The organism is Sphingobium xenophagum (assembly GCF_002288285.1).
In the GTDB taxonomy this organism is placed as follows: Bacteria; Pseudomonadota; Alphaproteobacteria; order Sphingomonadales; family Sphingomonadaceae; genus Sphingobium; species Sphingobium xenophagum.
The window spans coordinates 145,118-171,560 of record NZ_CP022749.1 but is presented as its reverse complement, the minus strand read 5'-3'; the positions used below and the strand labels follow the sequence as shown (position 1 = coordinate 171,560).

Here is a 26,443-nt window from a genome sequence, read left to right as displayed (position 1 = left end):
CTGGAGGCTCCCTTCCTGCCCAGACGCGTTTGTTCGCCAGACGCCCTAAGATGACATAGCGATATCGTTCATGAGGGCGCCGCCAGGCATCATGGCTTGGCCTTATCGGCCAGCTTTGGTAGACCGCCAACGCGCTGCGAAAAGGGCGGCGCCGGGACTGCTAATCCCGCGAACGCGAGCAACTCGGAACCATCGGTTCCCGGGGTGCCGCTGCGCATGTCCAGACCTCAGGGTTAAAGGTGGCGGCGCATGTGTGTTCGCATGTTAGCAGCTCCGGCGGCTCCCGCGTCCAGTGCGCGGGAGTTCGGGAGATCGCTCCTTACGCTTTCGCTTCGACAGTTTGACAGGAAGGTCAGGCAATGAATGCGAGTGACACACGGGGCCCGGCGGTGGCAGTTGGCCTGATGCGCATGGCGTTGACTTTCCTCGACGAGATCGACGACGATATGGTGATCGCGAGGCTTCAGCATGCCATCGACACCGCGCTCGCCAAAGGCGGGTTTGAGGATATTGATCCCAGAAGCGCGGCGCTTATCGCCGCCATGCCCCTCGACAGCTAAGCGCGCCGGGCTGCGCGCAGTGCCCCGGCACCGGGATGAGACTGCGAAGGCCATCGTTTCCCGTTCGATTCCGACGTCCCGAGGTTCGTTGCTCACACGGGCGGCTGGCTGTTATCGTTCCTGAACAGAAACTCACCCGCAGAGACGAGGCGCAGCATGACCGACACGGACCTCCACCGGCTCGCTCATTCCCTCCTTGGCAAGTCGGCCGACGCGCTCGAGCCCGAAGAAGCCAATGTCCTTATCGACATTCGCGACCAGCTGCCGACCAGCCAGGACGTCGCGGATGCGGCCGATGAACGTGCGACCGTGGGAGAGCGGCTAGCGGACCGGGTCGCCGCCATCGGCGGGTCATGGGGATTCATCATCGGTTTCGCGCTCGTCCTGTTCGGATGGATGATCCTAAACACCGATATTCTCGGCCATTTCCATCTCGCCTTCGATCCCTATCCCTATATCTTCCTCAACCTGATGCTCTCGATGCTGGCGGCCGTGCAGGCGCCGATCATCATGATGAGCCAGAACCGGCAGGCGGCAAAGGACCGATTGGGAGCTAGCCTGGATTATGAGGTCAATCTGCGTGCGGAGCTCGAGATCATGCGCATCCACGAAAAACTCGATGACCTGATCATGGCCCGCCTGGACGAACTGAAGGCCGGGCAGGAGGCGCTGTTTGCGCATCTCGGCGTGACACGCCCGGACCGTTGATTCCCGGGCGTGGAAGCCAGATTGGGATTTGTCGCCATCGCAGATCGCTGGAGATGGGCCGTGCGCATGGCCCGGTCCGTGTCCTGACTGACGCTTCGCCCCATCAGCGGCGAACGCGACGTCTTGGCGGGGGTGGTTGCAACCAAGGATGGACTGTGTCCCAGGCCAATTCTGCCAGACGGACCGAGCGCGCCGCGATAAACGCTTCGTCCCACGGACCTTCGAACGCGCTGATGGCCTGGCACATCGGCAAAACCGACGACTCCTCGACGAGGTCTTCCGCTCGTCGGCCAGGATTGAAGCCGAACTCCCGGCCTGCGGCAATCGCCCTCCTCGCCTTCGCCGCAGTGTCGGCCCCGAACACCCGATAAAGAATGCGCTTCTGGACCCATGGCCTGTTTGCGAGGAGGTTATTCTCGACCTCGGGAATGAGGACGAAATTGCCAAGGCGTTGCACCGTCCGGCGCTCGGCATAAACATCCCTCGGCCAACCCGGACTGTGGGCGGCGTCCGGTGCGACGTGCTCGACCGTGAGCATTTCGTCATCCAGCCACTGGGAGCGACTTAAAAGTGGATTTGAACCCCGACGCCCTCGCACAATCATCCCCGGCACATCATCGTCCGGTACGGCATTGTGCGAAGCCGTCAGTAGCAGAAACCGCGTGATCGATTGGCCCGTCTTGTAGATCGCGGATACACTCGTGTCGGCAACCCATGTCGCGCGATCGAGGTGCTCTGCATCGAGCTTCGCCAGGAGCGCCGCGCGCAGATTAGCCAGCGAGACTGCCCCGCCATTCTGCCGCCCCAAGGCTGCGCCCCCACCGATGCCTCGCGCCATCAGTTCCCTATAGACGCTGTCGATGTTGGCTGTGCCGCCCTTCGCAGCTCGCCACAGCATCGAAAAGGCCGTTACGGCCTTGATCGCCCCAAAGAACTCTTCCGCCGCCCGGTCGCGGCCGGCAGGGGCGGCGTCACAAAAGGCGGCGTAGAAGCGCGATAACGGCGCCAAAACAATTTCGTGCCGGATCGCCCGCAAGACCTCGAAACAGAATTCAGCTACGTCATCCGAACGCGCTGGGTCAGGAAGGAGTTGCGGGGCGCGCCGGCCGTGGGGGCGCCACGCCGAACTTACGAAATCCGAAGTAGTGGCAAGATGCTTCACGAAGTTCCGCTTGGCATTTCGCGTGTTTGCCGCCGCGTATTGGTCTCGAAGATAACGTCTCTGGTGACTGAGATGTTTTTCCAGGCGTTGACCGTTCTCGGCGAGGGCAAACGGAATGAGAAGGGACGCGGTCGCTCCGAGCCGCTGCTCCGCATTCTTGAACCGATCCAGGAACTGCTGAACCTTGTCGATCGAAACCTTGGATGGGGATGCCGGGTAAGCGGCCGGCGTCTCGGATTCGACAACCTTGGGTTTGAACGTTTCGAACGCAGTAAGCGGCTGCCCCGTGGTGTTTAGCGATTCGAACATATCGAAGGCATAATCTTCGTTGCTCGCATCGATCACCGTCGCGGCCATCCTGAGGTTCACGTAGCGTGCCAGCGCCAAGAGGCGCATCGTCTGGGTCGCCTCGACAAAAAACGGTTCGTCGTCATCTCCCAACAGGAAGGCACGTGCCGGTGCCGACAAGACGTGCGGCCACAATTCCGCAAGCACATGCGAAGCCCCCGCGATCAAGGCATCGACTGGCGGCAGAGACAGGATCGCATGCTGGTCCGCGGCAAGCTGGTCGACCTGTTCGGCGAGGTTTGCCATCGCGTCGACGAGCGCCTCATGACCTTCGAGGATGTCACCATCCGCGTCAGTTCCGGTATATTCAAATTCTCCGGCTTCATCGTCCTGGATATGTTCGACATAGCTCCAGATTGCGCGGGCAATGGGGGACTCGTAGCGGGCGGTCACTGCGTTTCGTGACCAACTGTCGTCTATCGCGCGCACAATGCGCGGGTAGAAGCGATGGAGATCCGGTAATCGCGACCGTTCGAAGCGGATCGTCTTGGCGAGGTCATCGAGGAAATCGGCGGCATCGTCCCTCAGTGCTATGACGCCTGCTTCGTCGGCATCCTCCATCGATCGGACAAGACGGCGCAAAAGCTCGTGGAAAATGATGTTGAGGATGACGATCGTACAGAGCCGCTGCTGGCCGTCGATGATCGTCATCACGTGGCGGGGAAGTTCTCGGTCGAATGGCGGTGCCGCCGCCACCAAGGCATTGCCGCGCACCGTGATGATAGAGCCCAGAAATCGCACTGAAGAGCTATCGCTGATCAGCCGTTCGAGTCCGAGCGTCGCATCCTCGAGCAAGCGTCCGACATGACCACTGTCCCACGCATAGCCACGCTGGTAGGCAGGAATGAAGCAACCCTGCCCCTCCCGTGTCAGAAAATCATGAACGCTCTCGGATTCGGCGCTGAAAATTTGCGAGATATTCATCGGCAAATCCGGGTTCCCCTTCCCCATTATCCCGCTGCGGCGAAATCTACCCAGTAGCCAAGCGCTTCATCTGCGTCATCCATCATAAATTGCGGGGAGAAAATTGCCGGCCTGTTGATGTTCTCTATTCGTTCCGATACTGTCGCTTTCGAGACTTTCATGCGTCGCCAACGCCAAAATGGACTAAGACCGGCCTGAATGAACGATCCTATCTATCTTGATGGCTTTGCCACGCTTCCCCTTGCGCCCGAGGCACAGGCGGCGATCCTCGACGCGTGGTCGAGGCCAGGTAATGCGGGTTCGCCTAATGCTGCGGGAGAGCGGGCCGCCCGGATCATTGCGGATGGCAGAGCGGCGATCGCCGCCCTGATCGGCGCCGCGCCTGACGAGATCATATTCACTTCAGGTGCGACCGAGGCGAACAATCTCGCGGTCGTCGGCGCAGCGCGCGCGCTCGCCCGTATCCATCCAGGACGGCGTCGCATCCTGATGTCGGCAATCGAGCACAAGGCGGTGATCGAACCCGTCCGTAGTCTAGAAGCTGAAGGCTGCAGCGTTACCATCGTGCCTGTAACCCCCACCGGCACGATTGATCTCGAAGCTCTTCGCGCGCTTGCCGGCAGCGATATATTGCTCGCCTCGTTCATGCTCGTGAACAACGAGCTCGGCACGATCCAACCTGTCGGTGAAGCGGCAGCGATCATTCATGAGGCGGGCGGATCTATTCATTGTGACGCCGCGCAAGCTCTCGGAAAGATCCCGGTCGACGTGTTCGATCTCGACGTCGACTATCTCAGCCTTTCTGCGCATAAATGCTACGGCCCTATGGGGATCGGCGCGCTGTACGTCTCCGCCGGCGCCATAAAGCCCGATGCGCTGTTGGTCGGCGGCAACCAGCAAAATGGCCTGCGATCAGGTACTGAGCCTGTTGCTCTCATTGCCGGGTTCGCAGAAGCCGCGCGGCTCGCGCATTCGGCGCTCGGTACGGATCCCTTGCATGGCGAACGCCTGCTTTCACGCCTTCTCGATAGTCTGCGCGAACGTCAGCTACGCGTTACACTCGTGAGCGGCGACGCCGACAGGGTCCCGGGCGGCGCCGCGATTGCGATCGCCGGGATGGACGGCGACACCCTGAGCGCGCTGCTTGGCTCGCAAGTAGCGATTTCGACAGGCTCAGCTTGCACGTCCGGCCAGATCAGAATATCCCATGTTCTTGAAGCCATTGGACTTTCCGAGCAGGAGGCACGATCTGTGATCCGCGTTTTCTGCAATCGCTACAATACCGAAGGGGAAATTCTTTCGGCGACGGATCATATTGTCGCTGCTGCCTCACGATGCGCCCTTGCTACTGGAGAAGTTCGCCAGTAGCGTTTTCGCATGGCTAGGGATGGTTTGAAAATTGATTCGAAGGTGCAGTTCACGGGACACGAGACGTTCCCGCTCCGACTGCTGTGGTTGAAGAAGGCGTACGACGCAGTCGGCGTGGAAGCCCCTATAGGAACATTCCAGGAACAGGAAGCCATTGCCCGCTTCGGCGTCGGGCGCAACATGGCGAATTCGATGCGCTACTGGGCGAATGCCTCGGGACTTTTCGACGAGGCGGATCGGATCATCCGCCCCACCACGCTGGGCCATGCCATTCTTGCTGATGACGGGCTCGATCCCTTCCTCGAGCAGGCGGCAACGATCTGGCTCGTGCACTGGCATATCGCGAGTGTCCAGACCAAGGCGACCACAGCCTTTTACGCGTTCAACGTGCTCAACGCGATCGAGTTCGATCCGACCAATCTCCTGGAGGAACTCAGCGCGCTAGTTGCAGCGCAAGGCTGGCGCGCAACCCGCGGCACATTGAAGCGCGACATCGAAGTTTTTCTGCGCAGCTACGTGCGCAAGGGGGAGACATTCAGCGAAGACGCGGCCGAGCCGCTCCTCGCCGAGCTCGCTCTCATCCGCGAAGCCCGTCTTGGTGGCTGGTATGAATTTGTTCGCGGCCCCAAGCCCACCCTGCATGATGCAATCTTCGCCTATGCCCTGGGAACATTCTGGGACCGGTCCGGCGGCGCGACCACGCTCACGGCCGAGCAGATCTGCTACGCGCCAGGCTCGCCTGGGCGCGTGTTCAAACTTGATGAGGACAGCGTCATCACGCGCCTGATGCGCATTGACGACGTGACTGAAGGCGCCTGGCAGTGGGTCGATACCGCAGGTTTGCGACAGGTGCAGAAAATTGAGGAAATCGACGCTAGGCGACTGGTCCCCGCGGCGTATAGCGCTGCTCCGGGCTGGAAGGTCGCGGCATGAAGTCGCTCGCAGCGCATGTCGCTATCGATCGCCGCTTCGCGCGTTCCGCGCGCCTGGATGCTGACCTCAACGGTACTCCGCCACTTGTGGGCTACGTGCTCCAGGCGACGGTCCGCAAGGCGCTGACGCAACTTGCTGAGAGCCAGATCGAGAGCCAACAGGGTGCATTCACCTGGACCGGCCCTTACGGCGGCGGCAAGTCAAGTGCGGCGCTTCTCCTCGCCAACCTCGTCGCGGGGCCCAAAGCGAACCGTAAGATCGCGCGGGAGATCGCGGGCGAGGCGCTGAGCGAGCTTTATGCCAAAGCTTTTCCCAAGCGTGGTGGTGACTGGAAAGTCGTCGCGGTTACAGGTGGGCGGGTACGCTTGCGAGAGGCAATCGCCGAAGCAGCCGCAAGCAGCTTTGGCTGGGACGAGCAAGCCCGAAACCGTCATGGCTCCAGCGATGACCGCCTGATTGAAGCGCTCCTGTCTGGCCCAGCGCCGCGCAGCAGCGGGACGCTCCTGATCCTCGACGAGCTTGGCAAGATGCTTGAGCATGAGGCGCTCGAGGGCGGCGATGTCCATCTCCTGCAGGATCTCGCCGAGCGCGCGTCACGTAGCGACGGCCGTTTGGTCGTCATCGGCATTCTTCACCAGTCTTTTGAACAATATGCCGCGCGCGCTGCACGCGATGCCCGCCAGGAATGGGCAAAGGTCCAGGGTCGTTATCAGGACATCGCGTTTCTCAGTGGTGCGGACGAGACCGTTGCCCTGCTTGGCCGCGCGATCGCGAGCACGCCGCCGGCCGAAGCCCTCGAGAATGCCGGTCACGTCGCGACGGCCGTCGCCCAGCGCCGGCCTACCGAAATCGCCAGTCTCGCGCAGGCCCTGGCGGACACATGGCCCCTCAATCCTGTGACCGCCCTGCTTCTCGGACCCGTTTCTCGCGCGCGCTTCGCGCAGAACGAGCGCAGCGTGTTCGGCTTTCTGAGTTCGGCCGAACCTGCCGGTTTTCAGCAATTCCTCACAGCCACCAAGGTTGGAGCAGGGACGTATGATCCCTCGATGCTTTGGGACTATCTTTCTGCCAACTTCGGCATGGCGCTTGCCAGCGGCCCCGATGGTAGTCGCTTTAGCCTTGCCTTTGAGGCCATCGAACGCGCCAGCGCCAAGGGTGGGCCGCTGCACGTAGCATTGACAAAGTCCGCCGCCGTCATCGAATTCTTCCGCAATGGCTCAGGCGTTGCCCTCGCCGACGATTTTCTGACCGCGGCCCATCCCATGGCAGCAGAGGCCGAGCGGGAAGCTGCCATCAAGGATCTCCTCGACTGGGCCGTTCTCATCCGCCAACCCCGCCTCGGCGGTTACGCCCTGTTTGCTGGCAGCGATTTCGATCTGGAAGATGCCGTCAGCCGCGCGATCATGCCGATCGACAACCGGCAGCTCGATCCCATCCCCCAACGCGCAGGGTTTGGATTTGCGACCGCGAAGCGGCATTATTTCCTCACCGGCGCTCTACGTACGTTCGAGATCGCTCTCCATATCGTTGGAGCCGAGGAGAGCGCACAGTCTCTCTCCACCGCGCTTCTTGCCCGCAGCGAACGAGGTAGTGGCCTTTTGGTCTTGGTCCTTGGCGATGGTTCAGTGCAGCCTGCCGAGCTTGATGCTTTGGCAAAAGCGACCGCAAAGCTCCTGAAACGCAAAGGTCGAGTAATCGCGGTCGGAGCTGCCGCGGACAGTTTCGCCCTCCGATCGTCCGCCTCGGAACTGCTCGCGGTCGAGAGAGTCATTCGCGACCACCCACAACTTGAGGGCGACAGGATCGCGCGGCGCGAGATCGCAGCGCGCCAGTCCCTGTGCGTTGATGAACTCCATCGCAGTCTCGAAGCCGCTCTCGAGACCGCGCGCTGGTTCCTCGCGCCCGCGCCAGCAAAGGGGCTGCGCGAGCCACTCGCCGTCGTTGCAAGCGCGCTGGCCGACGCAGGGTATCCCTCAGCACCGATCCTCAAGAGCGAGCTGCTGCAGCGCGACAAGCCCTCATCAAACGCCATGGCCGCATCGCGCGACCTTGCACACGCAATGGTCAGCCGCTCCGCGGAAGCCGATTTGGGTATCACGGGCTACCCGGCAGAGCTCGGGCTATATCTGACGGTCCTCAAGCCGTTCGGACTCCATCGGCAAACGCCTGCGGGCAACTATGCTTTTTACGATCCCGATGACAGTCCGGAAGGCCGCTCGCTCCAGCCTGCCTGGGACCTGATCGACGCCGCTGGCTCAGAGGGACTCGACACAGTATTCAGCCAGTGGGCACGAGCTCCTTACGGCCTTAAGGCGGGCGTCATGCCCGTCCTGGCGCTTGCCTATATGCTCGCCCGTCGGGACAGCGTCGCCATCTACATCGACGGCGTCTACCAGACCGCCATCAACGACGTGGTTGTCGACAAGCTGCTACAGCGGCCCGCCGACTTCCGTCTGCGGCGAATTGATCGTTCGGTGCGGGAGACTGCATTCCTCAGCGGTCTGGGAGAACTCCTCGGCACGGCGTCAAGCGAAGGTTCCCTTCCCGTTGCGGCTGCGCTGTTCCAGCGCTTCGAGGCGTTGCCGGACTATGCCTTACGCACCCAGCGATTGGCAGACGATGCACGCAAAGTCCGTGCCGTCGTGACGAAGGCGGAAGATCCCGAAGCGCTGCTATTCGATGCCTTGCCAGAGGCTTTCGGCCAACGGCTTTCCCCTGAACTCGTTTATCAAGGGCTCCTTGGATGCGAGGCCAGCTACCCTGAGCTGCTGACGGAATTGCGCCAAGCGCTTGCCCGTGCCCTTGGCATTGATATCGAAAGCTTTGGCGGCATTTCGGAGCGCGCCGCCACGATCAAGGGTCTCACCAACGATTATGCCTTCGATGCCTTCGCTGATCGTGCCGGAGCGATCGAGCAAGGAACCGGCGATCTTGAGAGCCTCGTCAGCGTCCTGCTCCACAAGCCCGCACGCAACTGGTCGGACCGCGACCGGGAAGAGGCACTGACCGGGATCGCTCGCTTTGGCCGCCGCTTCCGCGAGCTCGAGGCTCTTGCCGTGGTGCGCGACCGGCAATCCCACACTGAGGCGCTCGCGCTTGTGGTCGGGCTTGACCCCAAGACTCCGCCCCTGATGCGCAGTTTTGTGTTGAGCGAGAAGGAAAAGAAAGCCGCTGCGACCCTTGCGGATCGCGTTGTTGCCGAACTGCGATCCGATGACAAATCGGGCCGCCTGAGGCTCGCAGCGCTCGCGCGCGCGGTGGCAATGCTTGCTGCCGAAGCCGATGACGAAGTGGAAGCGGCATGACCAAGGAACGACACATCCTCGGCCTCTCCGGCGGCCGCGATAGCGCGGCCCTTGCCGTCTATATGCGCCAGCATCATTCCGATCTGCCACTTGAATATTTCTTCACCGATACTGGCAAGGAACTTCCCGAAGTCTACAAGTTCCTCGACAAGCTTGAGGGTTTTCTCGGGCGTTCGATCGCGCGGCTCAATCCCGATCGCGACTTCGACTTCTGGCTCAAGGAATATGGCAATTTCCTACCGTCGCCCCGCACGCGCTGGTGTACGCGCCAGCTCAAGCTTCGCCCGCTTGAGCATTGGCTCCGTCAAGATCTTGATGCGGGCACGATCGTCCATTCCTATGTAGCTATTCGCGCGGATGAGCCGAGCCGGGAAGGTTATCAAGCTACCCATCCCAATATGCGGGTCCACCTGCCGCTGCGGAACGCTGGTATAGATCGCGCTGGCGTGCTTGAAATACTTCAGCACTCAGACGTGGGCGAACCCGAATATTATCAGTGGCGTTCGCGATCCGGCTGTACCTTTTGCTTCTTCCAGCAAAAGATCGAATGGGTTCGCCTTTTCGAGGAGCATCCCGCCCGGTTCCAGGAAGCGGTCGACTATGAAAAAACTGCGCTGAGGGACGGGTCTCCCTTTACCTGGACGCAGGGGGAGAGTTTGACCGAACTGATCGAACCGAAACGCGTCGATCAGATCAAGGACGACTATCAAAAGCGGCGTGAGCGCCTGTTGCGCAACCGCCGGGTCAATCCTCTATCCGCCAAACCTGCTCCCACTTTGGATGATATTTATGGTGTCGATGAGGGCTCGAGCAGTTGTGTGATCTGCCATAAGTGAACCGAGCGTCTAAACGCACAATGGCCGTTGCCGCGAGAAACAGGGAAAGCAGCCGACGCGCTTGTATAGTCTCCAAGCGCGTCGAGCTTTGTGCGATCCCTATGCGGTCTGGTTCTCGCTGCGGATAATGGCATCCACCGCGGCATCTATATCTTCGTCCGAAAGGAAAGGGGCCTGCGCATAGATGATCGCGGGCTCGCCGCTCAGCCGCGCTGCAAGATGCCCCAGACCGAGCAGTTGCTCCGCCCCTTTGACCCCCAAGGCGATCTCGGAAGTTCCAACGCTTGCAACTTTCAGAATGAGCCTATTGCCGAGATTATCGCGCAGCTGCATCGGCATGACGTTCGCGTCCGGACGCTGCGCTGCAAAGATAAGATGCATGCCCGCCGCGCGCGCCTTCACGCCCAGGCGCGACACATTCGAGGTGACGGCCGTCTTATAGTCGTCGGTGAGCATCCATTCAGCAAATTCGTCATGGACAAGAAACACGTAAGGCAAACGCTCCGCCGGACCGACCTTGGTATTATAGGCCCGGATATCGCGCGCGCCGGCGACACGAAATTGTTCGTAGCGGCGCTCCATCTCGGCGACGAGGGATTCCATCACCTTGATCGCGCGCGTCTGATCAACGATCACGCCGCCTTGCAGATGCGGCAGTCGCTCAATCGCCGCGTAGTCTACCCCCATTTTCGGATCGATGAGATGGATGTGCGCCAAGCTACTCGGATTGGTCGCCGCGATATCAAGGAGCAGGGCCTGGATCAGGACTGACTTCCCCGAACCGGTCGCGCCGGCAACGAGCGTGTGCGGCTCATGCTGTTGCCCGCCGGCAAAGGGTCCTCCCAGGTTGAGATAAAGTATTTCACCGTCCATTTCCTTCAGGCCCAGCACGAACGACGCATTCACGCCCGCCGCGTTGCGGTTCAGTTCCCGGCGTCCCCAGACATCCCATAGAGACACGATCTGCCGCTGTGGTCGTGCCACGCCGACGACAATCTCTCCGGGATGAGGCGAAACCGAGATGAGACGCAGTCCGTGCGTGGTAAGCAGTGCCGATTGCTTCGCCTCGATGTCCTCAACCCGAAGTCGATCACTGCCCATGAACCGGATGAGAGCGGCATTGGGCGTCAGGCGCGTCCCTAGAACCTTGGCCTGAAGATTATACCCCATCAGCGCGGAACGCAGCTTCTGTGAGGTCGCTTCGAGCCACGCCTGATCGTCGGCAGAATCGTCCTGTGCGCGTTCAGCGCGCGCCGCTACGAGTGCGCTAAAAGATGTCGATCCTGCCGGTGCCTTCGGTGCCATCCGCGCAGCCGCCACTGCCCCGGTGGGCGCGTCGATCGCCGGCGGGATGTGCGCTGGATATTGTGGGACCACCTCGGCAACGGCCGCTGCCGTCTGTCCCGGCCCGTCGACATCGACATCGACATCGATCGTTGTCGACTCAATCGCAGCCGGCAATAGGTCTGCCGCGACACGTTCTGGAGACGCCGTCGGCTCTTCCTCGAAATCATCGTCATCATAGTCATGGGCCACGACCTGGGCCGCTATTGCCGCCTTGGGTTCGGCCGTGACGTCCTTAGTCCAGTCGACGCGGGGGCAGGGTCACGATAACTGGGACGATCCCAGCTATCTGCCTCACCAAGTCCAGCGCGGATTGGCTTTAGCGGCTGACCGCCTTCATAGGCCTTGAGAAGCTGCCGCAGGCCTTCGCGCGAGAAGGTCTCCTGGAGCCCCCCGCTCACGTCAGTGATGCGCTCCTGTTCTCCAAGCGAACTGCCATCGGTTGCCGGTCCCGTGATGAAAATGTGGGAATAGCCGCGTAAATCGATCGGTACACCACCTCGCCGGATGCCGTCCCGGACTTGCTCCAGCAAGTTGGCCTGACCCAGTGCGGCGGTGCCGTCGAGCAGGAGATCGGCAATGCGGGAAAGCCAGAGGTCGCGATCGAGTCGCCCCGGATCGCCGAACAGCGCGTCATCGATGCGCGCAACTGTCTGCCGTAATTGTTGCCGCGACTTCCGGCTCGCTTCGGCCGACCCGCTCTGCTCGACATACTTGGCTTCGGTAACGATTGCGCGGAGGCGCGGTGCTTCGCTCTCGCTTCCGACCAGGCACAAGCCCAGAATGTCGGCGATCCCCTCCTCGCGTTGCCCCAGCCACTCGGCATAGTCATCGAGCAGGAACCAGGCGACCGCAGGCTGGGCGCCGAGCTCCTCGGCAACGAGGGCACGGCTGAGAACCAGGCCAATAAGTTCCCCCGCGGACACGCCCCGTTTCGCGGCCCGCAGTACGATATCACCCGAAATAGAGTTGGCATCCTCGATAAGCCGTCGCGCCAGTTTCGAGAGACGATCCTCATCGAGACCTAGCGACAGTTCGTTCAGCCGACGACGCACCAGGACATTGAGAATGCGCAGCTCCGACGTGGAGGAAACCACCATGTTACGGCCATGGGTCCGCTGTCGCCGGTACCGGATGACATTGATCCCCTGCGCCGCAAGCTGCCGCTTGTCGAGAAGGTCGTCATAGGTCGCGACCCATTCGGCAAGCTCATGAACCTCGTCGAACATCGCCTTGAGGCCCGAATCCTGAAACGAAATCTGTCTTGCAGGGAGGTAATGCTCGTGGCTGCCATGGGCCTGGCGCCGGATCACATTGGCCACCGCATCGACATAGGCCCAGCCAGCATCGGGCTGACGCGGACAGGTGAGATAGACCGTTGCCTTCAGCTCATCTTCCGCCGTCACGCGCCGGTAGGACCAGCGGGCGGGCACGTGCTCTAGCAGGGATGGGTTCGTCTCCGCGGCGGGGACCGAAAACCACTGCTCCCGCGCCTGGCGCGACACTACGTCATGCAGGAATGCTACATCGATTTCGCGCGCGGCATTGCCGGGGCGGAGCGCGCCGCTGTCGAGCATTACGCCGATCCGCAGCTTGGACATGAAGTTGCGCGACGTCTCGCTCACCACAACGGCATCGGGATCGCCCTCCGATCGGTCGAGCAACTCGCCATAGACCCGCGAGAGGCGCGATCGATCGCGGTGACGGACGAGGACATTGCAATGCACCTCTTCCTGGTCCTGCACTGAACTCAGACTGTTTACGGTTGCGAGAGGAAGTCCGGCCGCATCGCAATTAAACAGCATGATGCTGAGATTTGAGCGTTCATGCGGCTGGAGGTCCAGATAGCGCTCCAGCAGCCCGCGGATTTGTCGTGAGGCCTCACCGGGATCGACGTCAGTCGTCGCCTCCGAAGGATCGCGCACCGGCCGCTCAAGCAGGCTGTAATCGTTGATCGTCCCCGTCTCGGCGAGCAGCACGGGCTCCGTCCCGTCATAACCTACCGCGATTTCGGGATAGAGCGGATGGGCAAGTTCATCGCGCAGATCAGAGAAGAACAGGCGAGAATCTCCGAAATTCACGTCCACATCGGAAAGGAGATAGTCCGCCAGACCTGCCACCGAGCGCATTCGGATCGCTCCCGCGGCAAGCCGGAGCGGATGCCAGGGCGCCACGATCGCGGAAGGTGCGCTTCCGGTCACCGGGATCACACCCAAGCTCAGGACCGGCTCCCACAGATCACGACGATTGAGATCGCCTGGCGCGTGAAGCGCAAGCGTGCGCAGCAGACTGCCGAACGCTTCGGCCTGTGCCAGGAATATGGGCGAGGCAAAGCCCGATACCTGCAAGGCGGCAATGGCCTCGATATATTTTCCGACAAACTCAGACCATGCGGCCTCGATCGCGGCGATACCTGCCGGATCAATGCGCCCCCCCTGCCCCGCGAGCTTGAGCGCCTTGGGAAAGGCCCTGGCTAGATCCTCGCCGAGAGTGGTGCGGGGAATGAGCGACCCCGCGTCCTGCCCAAAGGCAGGTTGGAGTGTGCCCACATCTCCAAGCGAGACCGATTGCAGAGCACCCTTACGGCTGACCGGCAAACGCGCTACGCTGCTGCGGGTCAGCGGGCGCTTAACGAGACGACCTAGATCCTTGGGCAACTCCAGTCCGATCGCATTGGGCTGCGCAATCCAGATCAGCTGAACGGTCGCCCGCTCCGATCCGCATTCAAGGATGACGTCGAACTTGATCTGTAGCGCCGCCCGCGAGGTGGACTCATTGCGCCGATACTTCTTGCGCTTTTTCGCGCGGTCGAGAAGTTCCTCATAGTCGAAGAGATAGGGCACTTCCCATTCGACCGCGGTTCCAGTCAGCGCCGGTAGTCCGCGATAGCGAAGGCCGAAAGCGAGCCCCACGTCGGCATTGATATCGAGGAGCTGCGAACGGCTTTTTCGCGCGGCGCGAATCTTGAGGGTGCGTTTGCCCGCTGCGAGGTTCACCTGCCCAAACAGGCGCTCGAAAGCGCGTAGCAAGCCCTCAAGGAAATCGTTGCACTCGATTGGGCGCCCAAAGATGAAACGTTCCCACTTGACCCGCAGCGCCTTGTCCTGGCCCAGATCGTCGCGATGCGCCTCGAAGAAGTCGCGATCATCATCGCGCGTTTCCTTGAGTGAGCGCCCCTTCAGCGCCTCGAGATAGTCGAGGTCGGATAGGCTCAGCCTATCGGGCAGCGTGAATTCGAAAAAGGCCAGCGTTTCCTGCGGCAGGGTGGTCTTCTTGAGCTTGATGCCCGAAAATAGCTGGAGGACACTCTGGGATTCCCATTCGAATTGCGACAGCGCATCGGCGGCCTCGTTCCAACCCGGCGTGGAGCCTATGAAGTCCTCGATCGCGCTATGAACCTCGGCCGGAATATCTTCCTGCACAGCCTCGAACTGCGACCGCAACTCATCGCTCTCAATAATCTGGCGATTGGGCTTCTGCTTGGCGAGGAGCGGTTTTCGATCCGATACGAGCTTTTCAAACAGGCGCTTCCAGCGTCGCGACTGCTCAAGCTCCTTGTCGCGGATCGCGAGAAAATAGCCACTGTCGCGCGGCAGGTGCAGCGCGGGTAAAGCCCATCCCAAGGCGTCCGGAACCGCGGCCGATTCTGCCGCGATCCGCTCGCGTGTCAGAGCCACATAATTCGAGATCTGATGGAGCGTCCAATCGTCGGCCGCATTCAGACCTTTAAGAGCGGCTTTCCACGCGCCGATCTGGCTGTCGGGAAGCCCAAGCCCGGCGGCAGCGGCCTCCACCCACGGCTCCGCGTCCTCGGTCAGCTGCTTTGCGCCGATGAGCGTCACGTCGCCGAGCGATGCGCCCTGGTCGTCGTCAGTGTTCGCGATGAGAAGAGCTGGACGATCGCAATCCGCATGGCGGATCGCGACCGTGCGTTCGTCGGTCACGACGTGAGCCGGAAGCTCAAAGTTGCCGATCAAAGTACGCGGCAATGCAATCTTGAGCAGGGCATCGGTCGCAGAATCCTCAAGGAGTGCGCGCGTGATCGCCGCGACCTGCTCTCCCGTCAGGCGGTCCAGAAGATAGCGCGCGACGCCCTCGGCATCGGCAAGATTGGCAAGGCGCTGGCGAATTGAGGCGGCGCCAGCGGCACCGATAAGATCTGATGGAGTCACGCGGCTTGGGCTCGCTGAAACGGGTTTTCGACATAGGCGCAAGAATCGGAGAGACGCTTCAGCAGCCCGAGGCTAGCAAGGCGCTCCTCCAGGCGCCGGGCATTATCGGAGAAATCCTCCTGATCGGCATCACCGCTTTCGATAAAGGTACGCGCTTGGGCGTCGCCGATGACGATCCCGTAGCGATCGTGCAAAAGCGCCAGAAAATCTCTGAATTCCAAGCGCTTTTCGACACAGCAGGCGACCAATGTCTTAAGCAGCCGATCGGTGGGCGCATAACGCACACGCCGGCTAGACCGCCGCGATGACAGCCCTATCGCTCTTGCCCAGCTCATATGGATCTTACCGATGTGCTGCTTGTGACGGCTGATCCCCTTGTCGGCGAGCTGGTTGATGAGGGCCTGTGGGTCTGTTGCCGCTTCCTCTTCCTCAGTATCAGGCCAGCCGAAATTCTTCTTCAGAATGTCCGCGGCGAACAGGACAGGTTCATCGGAGCGAAGCGCCCTCGCCCATTCCTCAGTCTCTCCAACGCGCCTCACGAAGCGCTCCACCGCCTGCTGGGGAAGTCCATTGTTGCGTTGATAGGAATCGGCCGAAAGATCCCGCACCACCGACTTCTTCGGCGATACGATTTCGCAGACCAGTTGCACCGGCTCATTTTCCAACACCTCACGCGCACGCTCGAGTTGGTAAAGGATGAGGTTCAGGCCCGTCATCGTCACGAGATGCGGGATGGCGTCATAGGCCGGAATCGGCAGTTGAAGGATGGCGAGCCAATCTTCGGCCAGACGGTCGAACAGGCTATGGCTTGAACAGGGAAGATAGGCCCCCGCTCGCTCGACCTTGGAGAAATGGGGCTCGCCCTGCAGGGCGGCCGCCATCCGATCATAAGGTGCGGGATTTTCCAGAAAGCGCGAGATTAGCAGGCCCCGCAGCGCATCGGCATCCCTGCTCCTACAGAGCATGAGGTAGAGCAACTCGCCTGTTCGGGCGAAAAAGCGTCGATCGTTTGATACGCCCCCGCGAGGATTGACGTTGGCGTCCTCATAGAGCGCGTTCGGCCCAAACGGGAAAACGAATTTCGAGCTCCAACGCTTGTTGCTCGATCCTTCGATCGCCGATCCCTGCAGGAAGCTGATCACCGCTGCGAAGTCTTGGAAAGTCTCGAAGCGGTCGCGAAGATAGGAGAAATCCCGCTCTTCGATACCGCCTGCGGTCTCAGCCATCTTAGTGAGCCAAATACTCCAGGCGGCATCGTCAGCGCGATCCTCGGCCAGAACGGTCATGATGTGCGGATTGTTGAAAACAAGGTTACGCAGCCGTAGCTGAAGCTGCGGTCGATAGGACAGGCTGTTGAGCGCGTCCTCACGCAACGCTCGTCCCGCTCGGTGCTCGGCAAGCAGCACCGTCATGAACTCAAGAAAGGTCAGCCACGGGGTCTGCTCATCGTACAAACGATGTCCCCAGATAGCCTCGTCGATCCAGAAATCGGGGCCGGTGCGATCATCAAAACTCGTCGGGCGGGCAAGAATTTCCATTGTTAAACCCGCACGATTACGCGGCGCGCCACCGCGCGTCCGTCGTTGCCAAGATCAATAAAGCGGAGCATCAACTCTCCATCCACAATCTCGTCGCCATCGAGCTTCCGGCGGTTCTCGGTCTCCCGCAGAAGCCGCGCCTTGAAGGCCAGGAGGTCTTCATGGCATTCTAGCGAAAAGCTGCTGGGCAGCGCGCCTTCGGCGACGCGGCCGAGAAATTCGAACCGTGTCGGCGAGAGTGCGAGGGTGACGAGAGGAATGTCCGACCCGCGGACCAACCGTACCGACACAGAGAAGCCGCCTGTCCCGTCGCTCACTATGGCGACTTCCTCACCGCCCTGCCGCGGGACGGAGATAAGTTCATCGAGAAGGGGGCTGCGCTTGGACTGGGAATAACTGCCAGAGGTGGCGAGAACCAGCTCGTCCTGGTTCTGGACGAGCATCCCGGTAAAGATACGGTTGAGGCCCCGCACTATCATCGTGATGGCCTGCCGGGGGACCGGTTGCTTGGCTGCAAGTTTCTCCGCCACCTCGAGATAGAGGCCGGCGTATCGGAAGACCGTCAAATCCCACAGGTCATAATCGACTGCGAGTTCATCGGGCAAGGTGAAGAAGAGCCGCTGGCGCTGGGATCTCAGGCTCGCCAGAAACGCCGTGCGATCTGTTGTTTCGACCCCTTCGAGATAGGCACGCTGCGCTGCCGAATAGGCCGGGGTCGCCCCGTAGATGGGATCGACAAGAACCAGCCGCTCGTAATCTCCCCGATAGGCAGGATCGTCCGCACCGTAGACTAACAGATTGTCGACACGGTTACTTGTCTCGGCGCCGATCCCGAAGACATTGAGCTTGCGGAAGAGTTCGGTTTTCTCCGCTTTGCTCGGCCTCAGGTTTTCGCCAAAGATATTCCGGTAGATGCTCGCGAGATCAGTTCTGCCTTCCTGGACGATCCGCGGCACCTCCGCGCAACTCATCAATCCATCGCGCGCATCGGGATGGCCTAGCAGGCTATTGGCAATGAGGGCGAGGAGCTGGCGCACGGGAAAGTGGTTTCCATTGCGCTCGCTCAATTCGATGAGCGCCGCGATGCGGCGCTTAAAGGCGTCTCCCTCGCCCTCCCCTATCAGACGCCGCCGGTTCTCGTAGATCGGACAGATGGCATCGCCCGCATTGGCGGCACAACTACCGCACCCGTCCCAACCATCATGCTGCGTGACTTCATCAATGATGGTCATCACCGTTTCAGCGGCAGGCGATCGGCTGAGATCGTCAAGGTCGATGGCGATAGCCGAATCCGGATTATTGCCCGTGACAAGGAGTTCCTCGATAACGGTGGTAACCCGCTCGATCTCATCTGTTGGCGGCGCGGACTTGAGCTTTTCCAGGAGCTGGCCGTGGTTAGCCGCCAGAAGATAGAAGGTCGAAGTTGCGGGATTCGCCACGTCACGCGCGAAGTCGGCGATCAAGCCGGCACTTTCCTCGTCGCGCAGTTCGCTGAGGTCCTTAACGATGACAAGGGAGCGACTGCCTATCGCCAGCGTCTGGATCTTTGCGCCTTCGTTCCAGACTGCGGGATCCCCACCGAGCGCGGTCCACACCTCACGGCAATGATAAGTTTTTCCGTCGCCTGCCGTCCCAGTGATGATGTGCGAGGCGGGCATCTCCGCCCGGAAGTTCTCCACTAAACGCTTCACCAGAGGAGCCGGCAGCGTGATAGGCACGATCTTATGTCGCTTCAACGCGCGCTGAATCGATTCATCGTACATATTATCGTTGGTTGGGATCGGGCCGTAGTTGCGTAAAAAACGCACCCAAGCCGCTGCAGTCGCATGAATTGACAAATTTCCCCCCTCTGCCGACCTGTTGCTTCTACTGAAAGGGCGCGCACGATCAATGGAAAGTGCCGAGCTACGCGAGAGAATTGTCAGGAATTCTGGGATATAATTTAACGCGCGCACAAGAACCTGGGCGGCACAGGCTGATCGCAATAGACCTCTACGGCGGCGGACGCTCCGTCCTACTCGCGCCTTCTGTCTAAGCGGGCCCCGCCGGACTACCGGGCTGAGCCTCTGCCACATCCCGCACCATGCTCGCCCAATAAGCTAGAACCATCCCTTCATCATTGGCACTCTCCGAAGTGGCGACCGCGTAAATGCCCAGAAGGCGCGAAAATTCGTCCAATGACACATCACCGCCGCGCCCGATCATTGTAGCAACGAGGGCAAGCGCACCGCCCATGGCGCGGATCACCGGGATATGGGAGCGCAGCCTCGACTCCCCGCCATCATCCATCGGCCCTTCAGGCAGGATGTCCAAGGCGTGCTGCAGATAGGCGGCCGCAGTGCTCTCACCGCTCTCATCCAGTATAGCCAAAGCCTGACGTATGAGTGACGCGGCGCGCGAGTGCGAAGTCGGTTCAGTCGCCACAAGCTCGTCCCACTGGAACGTCAGTATCCGCTGTTTTTCTCATTTCCGCCCCCCGATGATATGGTCAAACATTCTCCGCTTTGCGTAGGTCGATCTGCCGCAGACAGCCGACAGCACGCTGCCTGGTAGGGAAGCGTGCAGCCCGGAAACCGGGCATTGGAAACCTGATGTGAGTCAGGCGCGAACGCCTTTGGGCCAGGCCTTGGACATACGCGTCCGCTGCCCGGTAGCCTAAGCTCGCCGGCTCTCACATAAGAAGGTTTCCACGCCTCCATCCGCGTCTCCGCAGACCGTATCGTCATAGGGGAGAATTGCGGACTAAAGCAATGTGGTACTGCCAATCCGGCGCTAACTGATCAATCGCAGGCAAGCAGGTATCAGCCAGTGGGCCGGCAGACGATCTCTTCGAAGCAAATTGGCTGCTCGTGGCTGCCAGGCCCTATCATCCGCCATTGCAACCGCCTCTCTGAAGGCAATCGTTACGCGGATGGGGAAGCAAGGGAAGGGCTGGCTTGCAAAACGGGGCGGGCGCCAGGCGGCCAGCTATTGCAATAGAGGCGAGCCGAGCGCGACCAATCGGTCCGCCGCAGTGGAGACCTCGCGCTCCGCTCGGCGCTTGGCGGTATGTTCGTGCTGAAGCGCCATGGTCTCGAAGGCCGCGACGGATCTCAGAGCGCGGTCGCGGGCATTGCTGAGGGTCGCCGCGTCAGCTTCGGCCTGGGCGCGGGCCGCCAGCCCGCGATAATGCTCGGCGTCATTCGCCATGGACAATCCTTTCGAATAAAAAAAAGGGCGGCACTTCATGCCGCCCTCCTTGTGTCTCAGTCCTGCGTTTGCAGGTTGACCGCGCTGGTCTTGCCGCGGCGGTCGGTTTCCAGTTCATAGCTGAGCCGCTGGTTCTGGTTGAGCGTGTTAAAGCCTGCGCGCTCGACTGCCGAGATGTGGACGAACGCATCCTGTCCGCCGGTTTCGGGGGCGATGAAGCCATAACCCTTGTCGGCGTTGAAGAATTTGACGGTGCCAGTGATGGTGCTCATGTAAGATATCCTTCTAGGATCGGGCTCCCGGAGATCGGGAACCCTCGTGCTGCGAGGGGCAGGGAAAGAAGGAAGAGCAGAGCCGCAAAGCACCGAAAGACCGTCTATTTGCGACTGTAGCAGGCAAGATATGGGGCCTGATCACGCAAAAACAAGCCCGCCATTCCCGACGACGAACAGGCGGCGCAGAACCCGCTCGCTGTCCTAGCGGCGGCGGCGGTCGAACGTGTAGCGAATGCTATCGCCCGCGATGTTCACCACGCCGTCAGCCTCAGGGCCGAGCGGATTGGGCAGGATATCGATGGTCGTGGCGCCGGTTTGCCCCACATTAGCCACATAGGCGATCACATAGCGGTCAGCCGCTCGAGAGCGGGCAATGTCTCGCGCCCACCGTACCTCGGTCTCTCCCATCTCAAACTGGCAAGGATCTTCGGTGCTCGCCTTCACCTCGATATACCAGACTTGCTTGTTGAAGCTGATCCGGAAATCATAGCCAAGATTGTCCCGTCCTTCCTTGCCAACGAACGGCCCGGAATTACCCGACACCCAGCATCGGTCGATATCCTGACCAGGTTGCCGAGCCTTCAGCCAGTGATAGACCGTAAGCTCGCCCAGCCGGCCGATCATATCCTTCTTCTCTTGCGGTATTCCGCTATAGGCGCCGCCACTGCCCCCGCCGCCGGATCCCGATCCCCGGCGCCAGCCGCGTCCGCCTCCCCCGGCGGCCAGCTGTGCAAAGCTGCCGATCGGCCGGTTCAGAAGCTTCTTTGACAGGCTGCCGGCCAGCTCGGCGGAAAGACTGAGCCAGTCCACCTCGAGCGGATCGCGCAGCGTCCCATTGAGCCGCACCGATCGCGCTTCGCGACTGCGTCTCTCCCGCTCCTCCCTCGCCTTTTGCGCCGCCGCTTCAATGTCGGTTTCAGGAACGCCGAGCACAGCGCGATCAAGGCTGTGCTTCATGCCGGAGGGCCAGGCGCCGAGCTTCTCCAGCCATATCAGGAGCTCGGCTTCATCCCACAGGCGGCAGTCGAACGCGCCTGCATCGTCGAGCCGGCGGCGAAGCTCCGTCTCCACCTGCCCGGCGTCGCGCCACAGATCACCCACCGAAACTGAATGCTGCACACCCCAGGCGCGCACGAGCGGCGGCGCTGTACGAGCGACCTGACGCAGGATAGTGGCGTTGCCGGTGCGAACGGCCGCGAGATCGCCCAGCCCTTCCGGATTCGTGCCGATTGCCGGCGCGCCCGTCGCCGCCAACCATGCCGCAACATGACCGGCCAGGAGCGGCTCGGGTATCCGCTCATATCGCAGGAGCCAATCGGGATTGGGCTTGAGGGCCCCCAAGGCTTCGATGGCCGCCTTGTACCTCGGGTCAGGCGTGAACGCGAGCAGCGTCGGCGCTGTCAGATTGCGAAGCGCGTCGACGATCAGAATGCGATTGTCCGCCACGTAGAAGTCGAGCTGTTGCTGCTGTCCCTCCGGGTCGATGTCCGGCTCGCTCCCCGTTGCGATCAGGCTGGCATTGAAACTCTCGAACTCCAGGCCCAGCCGTTCGCGCAACTCCCCAGTCGAAAGCGAAGCCCGAGCCGCCGCCACGATCTCTTCCACGCTGCTCACCGCCGGCAACAGGGATCGCAACTGCTCGGTTGCTACGCCCGCATCCTCCAGCGCGGCAGCCTCGTCTTGCATCCAGGTCTCGAATGCGCTTTCCCCGCCATGGTAGAAGACCACCGCACGAAACCATGGTGCCAACCGGTCCAGCCTTTCACCCAGCGCGTCGCGCGCGGCTTCGCCCGCCTGTTCGGTGAGTTCCAGCGCGCGGCACAGACGCAGCAGGTCTCCTTGACCTGAAGGCTGATCGTCGACCGCCACATCATCGAGCAACAGCTGGCGAGCCAGCAGCTTCATATGCGGGACAACGGCCGGATGCCGGATAGCCTCGCCGATCGCCGGCAACGCCGCTTCGATCTTGGCCCAGTCGAGCGGGCCGGTTCCCATGACGACAAGCAGTGGCTCGCCCTCGGCCCGCTCGAACTGATAGGCTCCGCGCGCAGTGGGCGGTGTTACATCCTGGCCGTTGAGCAAGAAGCGAAGCGCAGCGGTCTGATGAAGCTCGAGCCGATCCAGCGTTTGCAAAATGGCGGCACGGTCCGCCGGCAAGCGATTGAGATCGACACTGTCGAGGGCCTCGAGCGCCACAGCGAGCATCAAGCGGAGCCAGGGGCAGCAGCTTACCAACTTGGGGCCCAGGCTAAGCTCTTCGAGAGGCGATCCATCGACCTCGATCGCGTAGGCGAGCTGCGAGGTTCGCCGCACACCGTTGCCGTACAGCTTGTGAAGGAGCACGCCCAGGCGCTCCGGCTCGGCCCCGCGAACGTCGAGCAGCGGATCGCCAAGCACCTCGACCAGGCTCGTCGCGATCAGATCCGTGCTGTCTCGAACATAGATTGTCTCGGCGGCACCGGCCCCCAATGTCGCGACGCCAAGCTGGCCGCGCCTGCGCACCAACAGCGTCGCGGGCGGCTTGCCCGGCGGCACGGCAGCATCTTGCGCCCCATGTCTCTCGGCAAGCCGGGCCCAGCAGCGCGCATAGATGTTGATGAGTTCGCGCTCATGAAACCGGCGGACGCAGCCTTGGGCGAATTGTTCGGCCAGAAAGCCTGCCTGTTCGAGCAACGTGTCGGTCGCATTGAAGGTCTTGAGCCCGGCATGCTTACGAAGGGTATCGGCGACGGCGTCGGGCGTTCGGTCCAGCGCCCGGGCGAGCTTGTAGGACAAGCGGCGAAGGAACGGCGGAAAGCGATCACTTCCGCGCGGAAGCCAGACCTTGGAACCTTCGTGCCGCGACCGCTTCAGGCCATCGGCGCCCGGCTCTTCGCAGGGCAGCCATGCCGTCGATCGCAGAAAAGCCGCTAGCGGCGTGGGCCAATCGCGATTGTCCGAGCGATGATTGTATCGATGCTTGACCGACATCCAGAGATGCCGGTGCGCTGCACGCCCGATCCAGGCAAGAATGAGCTTGGCATAGGCGTCGAGCGCCTCGTCGCTGAAGGCCTCGACATCTGCTTGCCCTGGCATCCACCATAGCGCCCCGACATCATAATCGGTCGATGTCGGCAGCCCAACCGAAACTCCCGGCCGGGTCGCGATGTCCTTTTTCAACAGAGATCCGAAACTGTCCGGGAGACCGAGGTCCTTGAGGAAATCGAAGCTCGTCACCCGTCCGGCGCTGACATAATGCTGAAGCTCCTTCGTCCGCGGCTCGAGGCCTCGCTGCACTCCAATTCCGATCAGAAAATCCGTCCAATCGTCCACGAACCGCGTTCCAAACACGGCGGCGGACGGCGCGGCCAGCCGGCGGGCACGCACCTCGGCCAGATCGGCGGATCCCGCAGGCGCGAGCTCGAGAAATTGCTGCAGGTCATAGCCAAGGGTGCGGTCGGGCCAGGCCGAGGAGAAGACCGCCTCCGACGCGCGGATGAATTCGCCATCGATCGTCGGCACGAAGAGGCGATAAGCGGAAGACAGCGTGACAGCTCGCATGATCGCAACCGAGCGGCGCCAGATGGCAAAGGCCCAGCGCAGTCCCGCTGCCCTGACCTTCTTCGTCTCGTCCCGCTCGAGAATCTGCGAAATGCGGGTGAGCAGCGCCTCGCTTTCGAATGCCGTCGCCAGATCCTTCTCCAGGAACTGACGAGCGGCGGCGAGCTCGCCATACCAGGGCAGTCTGTCGTGCAGGAAGGCGAAGAATTCGCGCAGCGGGGCTGGCGGATAGAAATCCTCGCCAATGCTGTCTTCGGCATCGCCGCGCCTTGGCGGCACAAACACCGAAGCTTCGCGCGGCGCGCGGCGCGTCCGGCGCTTGGGCGTCTCCCCCCGCGACGGCTCGGGTCGCGCTTGCGATCGCGTGGCGCGCAGCGAGCCATCCTGGCAAATCAGAATCGCCTTGCCCGCCAGTGCCGAGGCATCGCCTCCCATGAAGTCGGACAGGTCGCGATAAAAGGCGGTCCAGCGCGCCCAATCAGGCCTGCGCGGCTTCGCGATCGCCCTCGCCAGCCCCTCGACAATGATGGCCCGCTCCGATGCGGTCATGCGATCCCTGAAATGGCCGCCGGCATGGCTGCGCAGAAACAGCGCCAACTTCTCGCTGCGCTGCTCGCCAAGCCCCGGCCAGAAGGGCGCGAGGTCTGCGGACTTCCCGTGTCGCGCGATCACGTCGAGCGAGAAGGACGTGTCGGCGCCCTGCACACGGCGCGAGCCCGCCGGACTGACAAAGGCAACCGGCCCGAAGGGGGGCCGGGCGAGCGCATCCCCGGTCCAATCGGCCAGGCATGGAACGAAGTCCGCCTCCGCCAGCGAGGATGCCCCCCACTGCCGAACAATCGCAGCGGTCATCGCGGTGCCGAGGTCAATCGCCTCCTCGCCCTCGCCATCACTCTCGCCCTGCAGCAGGCTGGTCGGCGTATTCCAGAGCAAGAGGTCGACAGCCGCCCGCACAGCGGTGAGGACCGGGACCTTCGCCTCCAATTGCGCAGAGCCACGTCGCTGCAGCCAGGCCGCCGTCGCGGACGCTAGCTTTACCGCATGATCGAGCACCAGGGCATTGACCCGCACAGCAGGGTCGAGGCTCGTCCGGTTCGAACTCGGAAAAAAGCTGCCGTGCAAATGGCCGCGGAACGGAGACGTGGCGCCGCGCCCCATTGGCAAGAAGGTGTAAAGACGAGGGTGAAAGTCCGGCATCGTCTCGCCGATAGGGACAGCAACCGCTACCTCGCCGCTGCCTTTCCACCCCTTCCAGCTCTCCGGCAGTGCGCCACTTTCAAGGCCCTCTGCAACCGCCGCCTGCATGTCGCTCTCGGGGATTTCCGCCCGGGCGACCCAGAAGGAGCCGTTTTCGCCCAAATCGACCAAAGCTGGACCTTGATCGTCTTCGAGCGGCGTCTCGCTCCGGGAGAGTTTCAGGTTGAGCGCATCCTCCTTGATCCGGTCACCCTGGATTTCTGCGCGCAGCGTCGCAATTCGGCGCAGGAACAGCAGCATCGGCGCTTCGGCCTTGGCCAGGCTCAATATCTCGGCGCGAACCACATCGAGGGCAGCCTGGTTGCGCAGCGGCAATCGGATCACGCTCGAAAATCCCTTGCGCGCGAATTCCTTCACCGTGTCCGGCGTCCGGTCCAGCCAGCGAGGGATGTAAAAGGCTGGAAGGTCGGTGCGCGCGAGCGCCCGCGTGGCCTCGTCGGGAAGCAGCGGATCAAGTTCGCTGCCGCGGGCGAAGGTGAAGCGATAGCCGTCGAAGAGATCGCCCGGACTGTCCTCGGTCAGGCGCGAATAGATTTGCGGAATATCGCTGACGTGCCGGACACTGCGAAAGCCGAGGCCCTTGTTGCCGACCGCCTCGCCCGGCGGCTTGCTCGACAAACCCATTTCGCAAAGCGCGTCGACATTCCTGGACGCAAAAGGTTGCCCTCGATTGGCGACGTAAAGCGTGCCGCTGTCGCCTTCATCACCCGCGAGCAGGACAGCGATCTCCCCATCCCGTCGCGCCCGGTCATGGGCGTCGTGCCCGTTCTGAATGAGTTCGATCAGGAAGCGGCCGTGATAGTCCGCGATAATGTGCTGGGAAAGGCTCTGGTTCTGCTTGTGGACGGGGTCGTAATAGACGCCGTCCTCGTCGATCGTTCCGCAGAAACCCTTGATCTTCCGGCTTGCGATGCGCTCGATATGGGCGCGCGGCGGCAACGCCGCCAAAAGACTGGCGCGCTCGGACAAGGCAGCTGGGCTGCG

Annotated in this window: 14 protein-coding genes and 1 pseudogene; 6 read left to right on the top strand and 9 right to left on the bottom strand. The window is 61.8% G+C overall.

What is annotated here, in order from left to right; translation table 11 throughout:
* The first annotated feature begins 410 nt into the window (after window positions 1–410).
* Together CJD35_RS21560 and CJD35_RS21555 are read left to right on the top strand one after the other, a co-directional pair.
* Entirely contained in the window at window positions 411–560 is a 150-nt protein-coding gene (locus CJD35_RS21560) for a hypothetical protein (RefSeq protein ID WP_244917342.1), read from the top strand.
* A 156-nt stretch (window positions 561–716) separates the two neighbouring features.
* Window positions 717–1,268 carry a DUF1003 domain-containing protein gene (locus CJD35_RS21555; RefSeq protein ID WP_095687373.1) on the top strand — a complete coding sequence of 184 codons (552 nt, stop codon included), beginning with the start codon at window positions 717–719 and terminating at the stop codon, window positions 1,266–1,268.
* Window positions 1,269–1,371: 103 nt separating this feature from the next.
* On the opposite strand, the gene CJD35_RS21550 is transcribed toward CJD35_RS21555, so the two are convergent.
* Window positions 1,372–3,702, bottom strand: a complete 2,331-nt coding sequence (locus CJD35_RS21550) for a DUF262 domain-containing protein (RefSeq protein ID WP_244917348.1) — start codon at window positions 3,700–3,702, stop codon at window positions 1,372–1,374.
* A gap of 198 nt (window positions 3,703–3,900) precedes the next feature.
* On the opposite strand from CJD35_RS21550, the gene CJD35_RS21545 reads away from it, so the two are divergent.
* Genes CJD35_RS21545 through CJD35_RS21530 form a run of 4 tightly spaced genes read left to right on the top strand, consistent with a single transcriptional unit; the run spans window position 3,901 to window position 10,144 of the window.
* Window positions 3,901–5,070 carry a cysteine desulfurase family protein gene (locus CJD35_RS21545; protein WP_095687371.1) on the top strand — a complete coding sequence of 390 codons (1,170 nt, stop codon included), beginning with the start codon at window positions 3,901–3,903 and terminating at the stop codon, window positions 5,068–5,070.
* Between the two features lie 9 nt (window positions 5,071–5,079).
* Entirely contained in the window at window positions 5,080–6,003 is a 924-nt protein-coding gene (locus CJD35_RS21540) for a DUF4007 family protein (RefSeq protein WP_244917341.1), read from the top strand.
* Window positions 6,000–9,308 carry an ATP-binding protein gene (locus tag CJD35_RS21535; RefSeq protein ID WP_095687369.1) on the top strand — a complete coding sequence of 1,103 codons (3,309 nt, stop codon included), beginning with the start codon at window positions 6,000–6,002 and terminating at the stop codon, window positions 9,306–9,308. Before CJD35_RS21540 ends, CJD35_RS21535 begins: the two co-directional genes overlap by 4 nt.
* The gene (locus CJD35_RS21530) at window positions 9,305–10,144 is read left to right on the top strand and encodes a phosphoadenosine phosphosulfate reductase family protein (protein ID WP_095687368.1); all 840 of its coding nucleotides are present in this window, start codon (window positions 9,305–9,307) and stop codon (window positions 10,142–10,144) included. Before CJD35_RS21535 ends, CJD35_RS21530 begins: the two co-directional genes overlap by 4 nt.
* A 99-nt stretch (window positions 10,145–10,243) precedes the next feature.
* Here CJD35_RS21530 and CJD35_RS23670 read toward each other — a convergent pair.
* The 8 genes and pseudogenes from CJD35_RS23670 to CJD35_RS21495 all read right to left on the bottom strand — a co-directional run.
* Window positions 10,244–11,377, bottom strand: a pseudogene (locus tag CJD35_RS23670) (FtsK/SpoIIIE domain-containing protein); the annotation flags it as partial.
* Window positions 11,378–11,691: 314 nt separating this feature from the next.
* The gene (locus CJD35_RS21525) at window positions 11,692–15,660 is read right to left on the bottom strand and encodes an FtsK/SpoIIIE domain-containing protein (RefSeq protein WP_478219206.1); all 3,969 of its coding nucleotides are present in this window, start codon (window positions 15,658–15,660) and stop codon (window positions 11,692–11,694) included.
* Entirely contained in the window at window positions 15,657–17,198 is a 1,542-nt protein-coding gene (locus CJD35_RS21520; RefSeq protein ID WP_095687367.1) for a methylation-associated defense system protein MAD7 family protein, read from the bottom strand. The genes CJD35_RS21525 and CJD35_RS21520 overlap by 4 nt, the downstream gene beginning before the upstream one ends.
* A gap of 2 nt (window positions 17,199–17,200) precedes the next feature.
* Window positions 17,201–19,036 (bottom strand): hypothetical protein, encoded by a 1,836-nt coding sequence (locus CJD35_RS21515; protein ID WP_244917340.1) that lies wholly within the window; start codon window positions 19,034–19,036, stop codon window positions 17,201–17,203.
* Window positions 19,037–19,229: 193 nt separating this feature from the next.
* Complete coding sequence (locus CJD35_RS23285; protein WP_244917339.1) at window positions 19,230–19,568, bottom strand: hypothetical protein; 339 nt, start codon at window positions 19,566–19,568, stop codon at window positions 19,230–19,232.
* Between the two features lie 597 nt (window positions 19,569–20,165).
* Entirely contained in the window at window positions 20,166–20,387 is a 222-nt protein-coding gene (locus CJD35_RS21505; RefSeq protein ID WP_095687365.1) for a hypothetical protein, read from the bottom strand.
* A 56-nt stretch (window positions 20,388–20,443) separates the two neighbouring features.
* On the bottom strand, window positions 20,444–20,659 hold the full coding sequence (locus tag CJD35_RS21500; protein WP_011950600.1) for a cold-shock protein: 216 nt from the start codon (window positions 20,657–20,659) through the stop codon (window positions 20,444–20,446).
* A gap of 204 nt (window positions 20,660–20,863) precedes the next feature.
* On the bottom strand, window positions 20,864–26,428 hold the full coding sequence (locus CJD35_RS21495) for a protein NO VEIN domain-containing protein (RefSeq protein ID WP_244917338.1): 5,565 nt from the start codon (window positions 26,426–26,428) through the stop codon (window positions 20,864–20,866).
* Between the last annotated feature and the right edge of the window lie 15 nt (window positions 26,429–26,443).

Bases quoted from the DNA above. Each gene is read 5' to 3' on its own strand.
- CJD35_RS21560 (WP_244917342.1), top strand. From the start codon at position 411: ATGGCGTTGACTTTCCTCGACGAGATCGACGACGATATGGTGATCGCG.
- CJD35_RS21555 (WP_095687373.1), top strand. From the start codon at position 717: ATGACCGACACGGACCTCCACCGGCTCGCTCATTCCCTCCTTGGCAAG.
- CJD35_RS21550 (WP_244917348.1), bottom strand. From the start codon at position 3,702: ATGAATATCTCGCAAATTTTCAGCGCCGAATCCGAGAGCGTTCATGAT.
- CJD35_RS21545 (WP_095687371.1), top strand. From the start codon at position 3,901: ATGAACGATCCTATCTATCTTGATGGCTTTGCCACGCTTCCCCTTGCG.
- CJD35_RS21540 (WP_244917341.1), top strand. From the start codon at position 5,080: ATGGCTAGGGATGGTTTGAAAATTGATTCGAAGGTGCAGTTCACGGGA.
- CJD35_RS21535 (WP_095687369.1), top strand. From the start codon at position 6,000: ATGAAGTCGCTCGCAGCGCATGTCGCTATCGATCGCCGCTTCGCGCGT.
- CJD35_RS21530 (WP_095687368.1), top strand. From the start codon at position 9,305: ATGACCAAGGAACGACACATCCTCGGCCTCTCCGGCGGCCGCGATAGC.
- CJD35_RS21520 (WP_095687367.1), bottom strand. From the start codon at position 17,198: ATGGAAATTCTTGCCCGCCCGACGAGTTTTGATGATCGCACCGGCCCC.
- CJD35_RS21505 (WP_095687365.1), bottom strand. From the start codon at position 20,387: ATGGCGAATGACGCCGAGCATTATCGCGGGCTGGCGGCCCGCGCCCAG.
- CJD35_RS21500 (WP_011950600.1), bottom strand. From the start codon at position 20,659: ATGAGCACCATCACTGGCACCGTCAAATTCTTCAACGCCGACAAGGGT.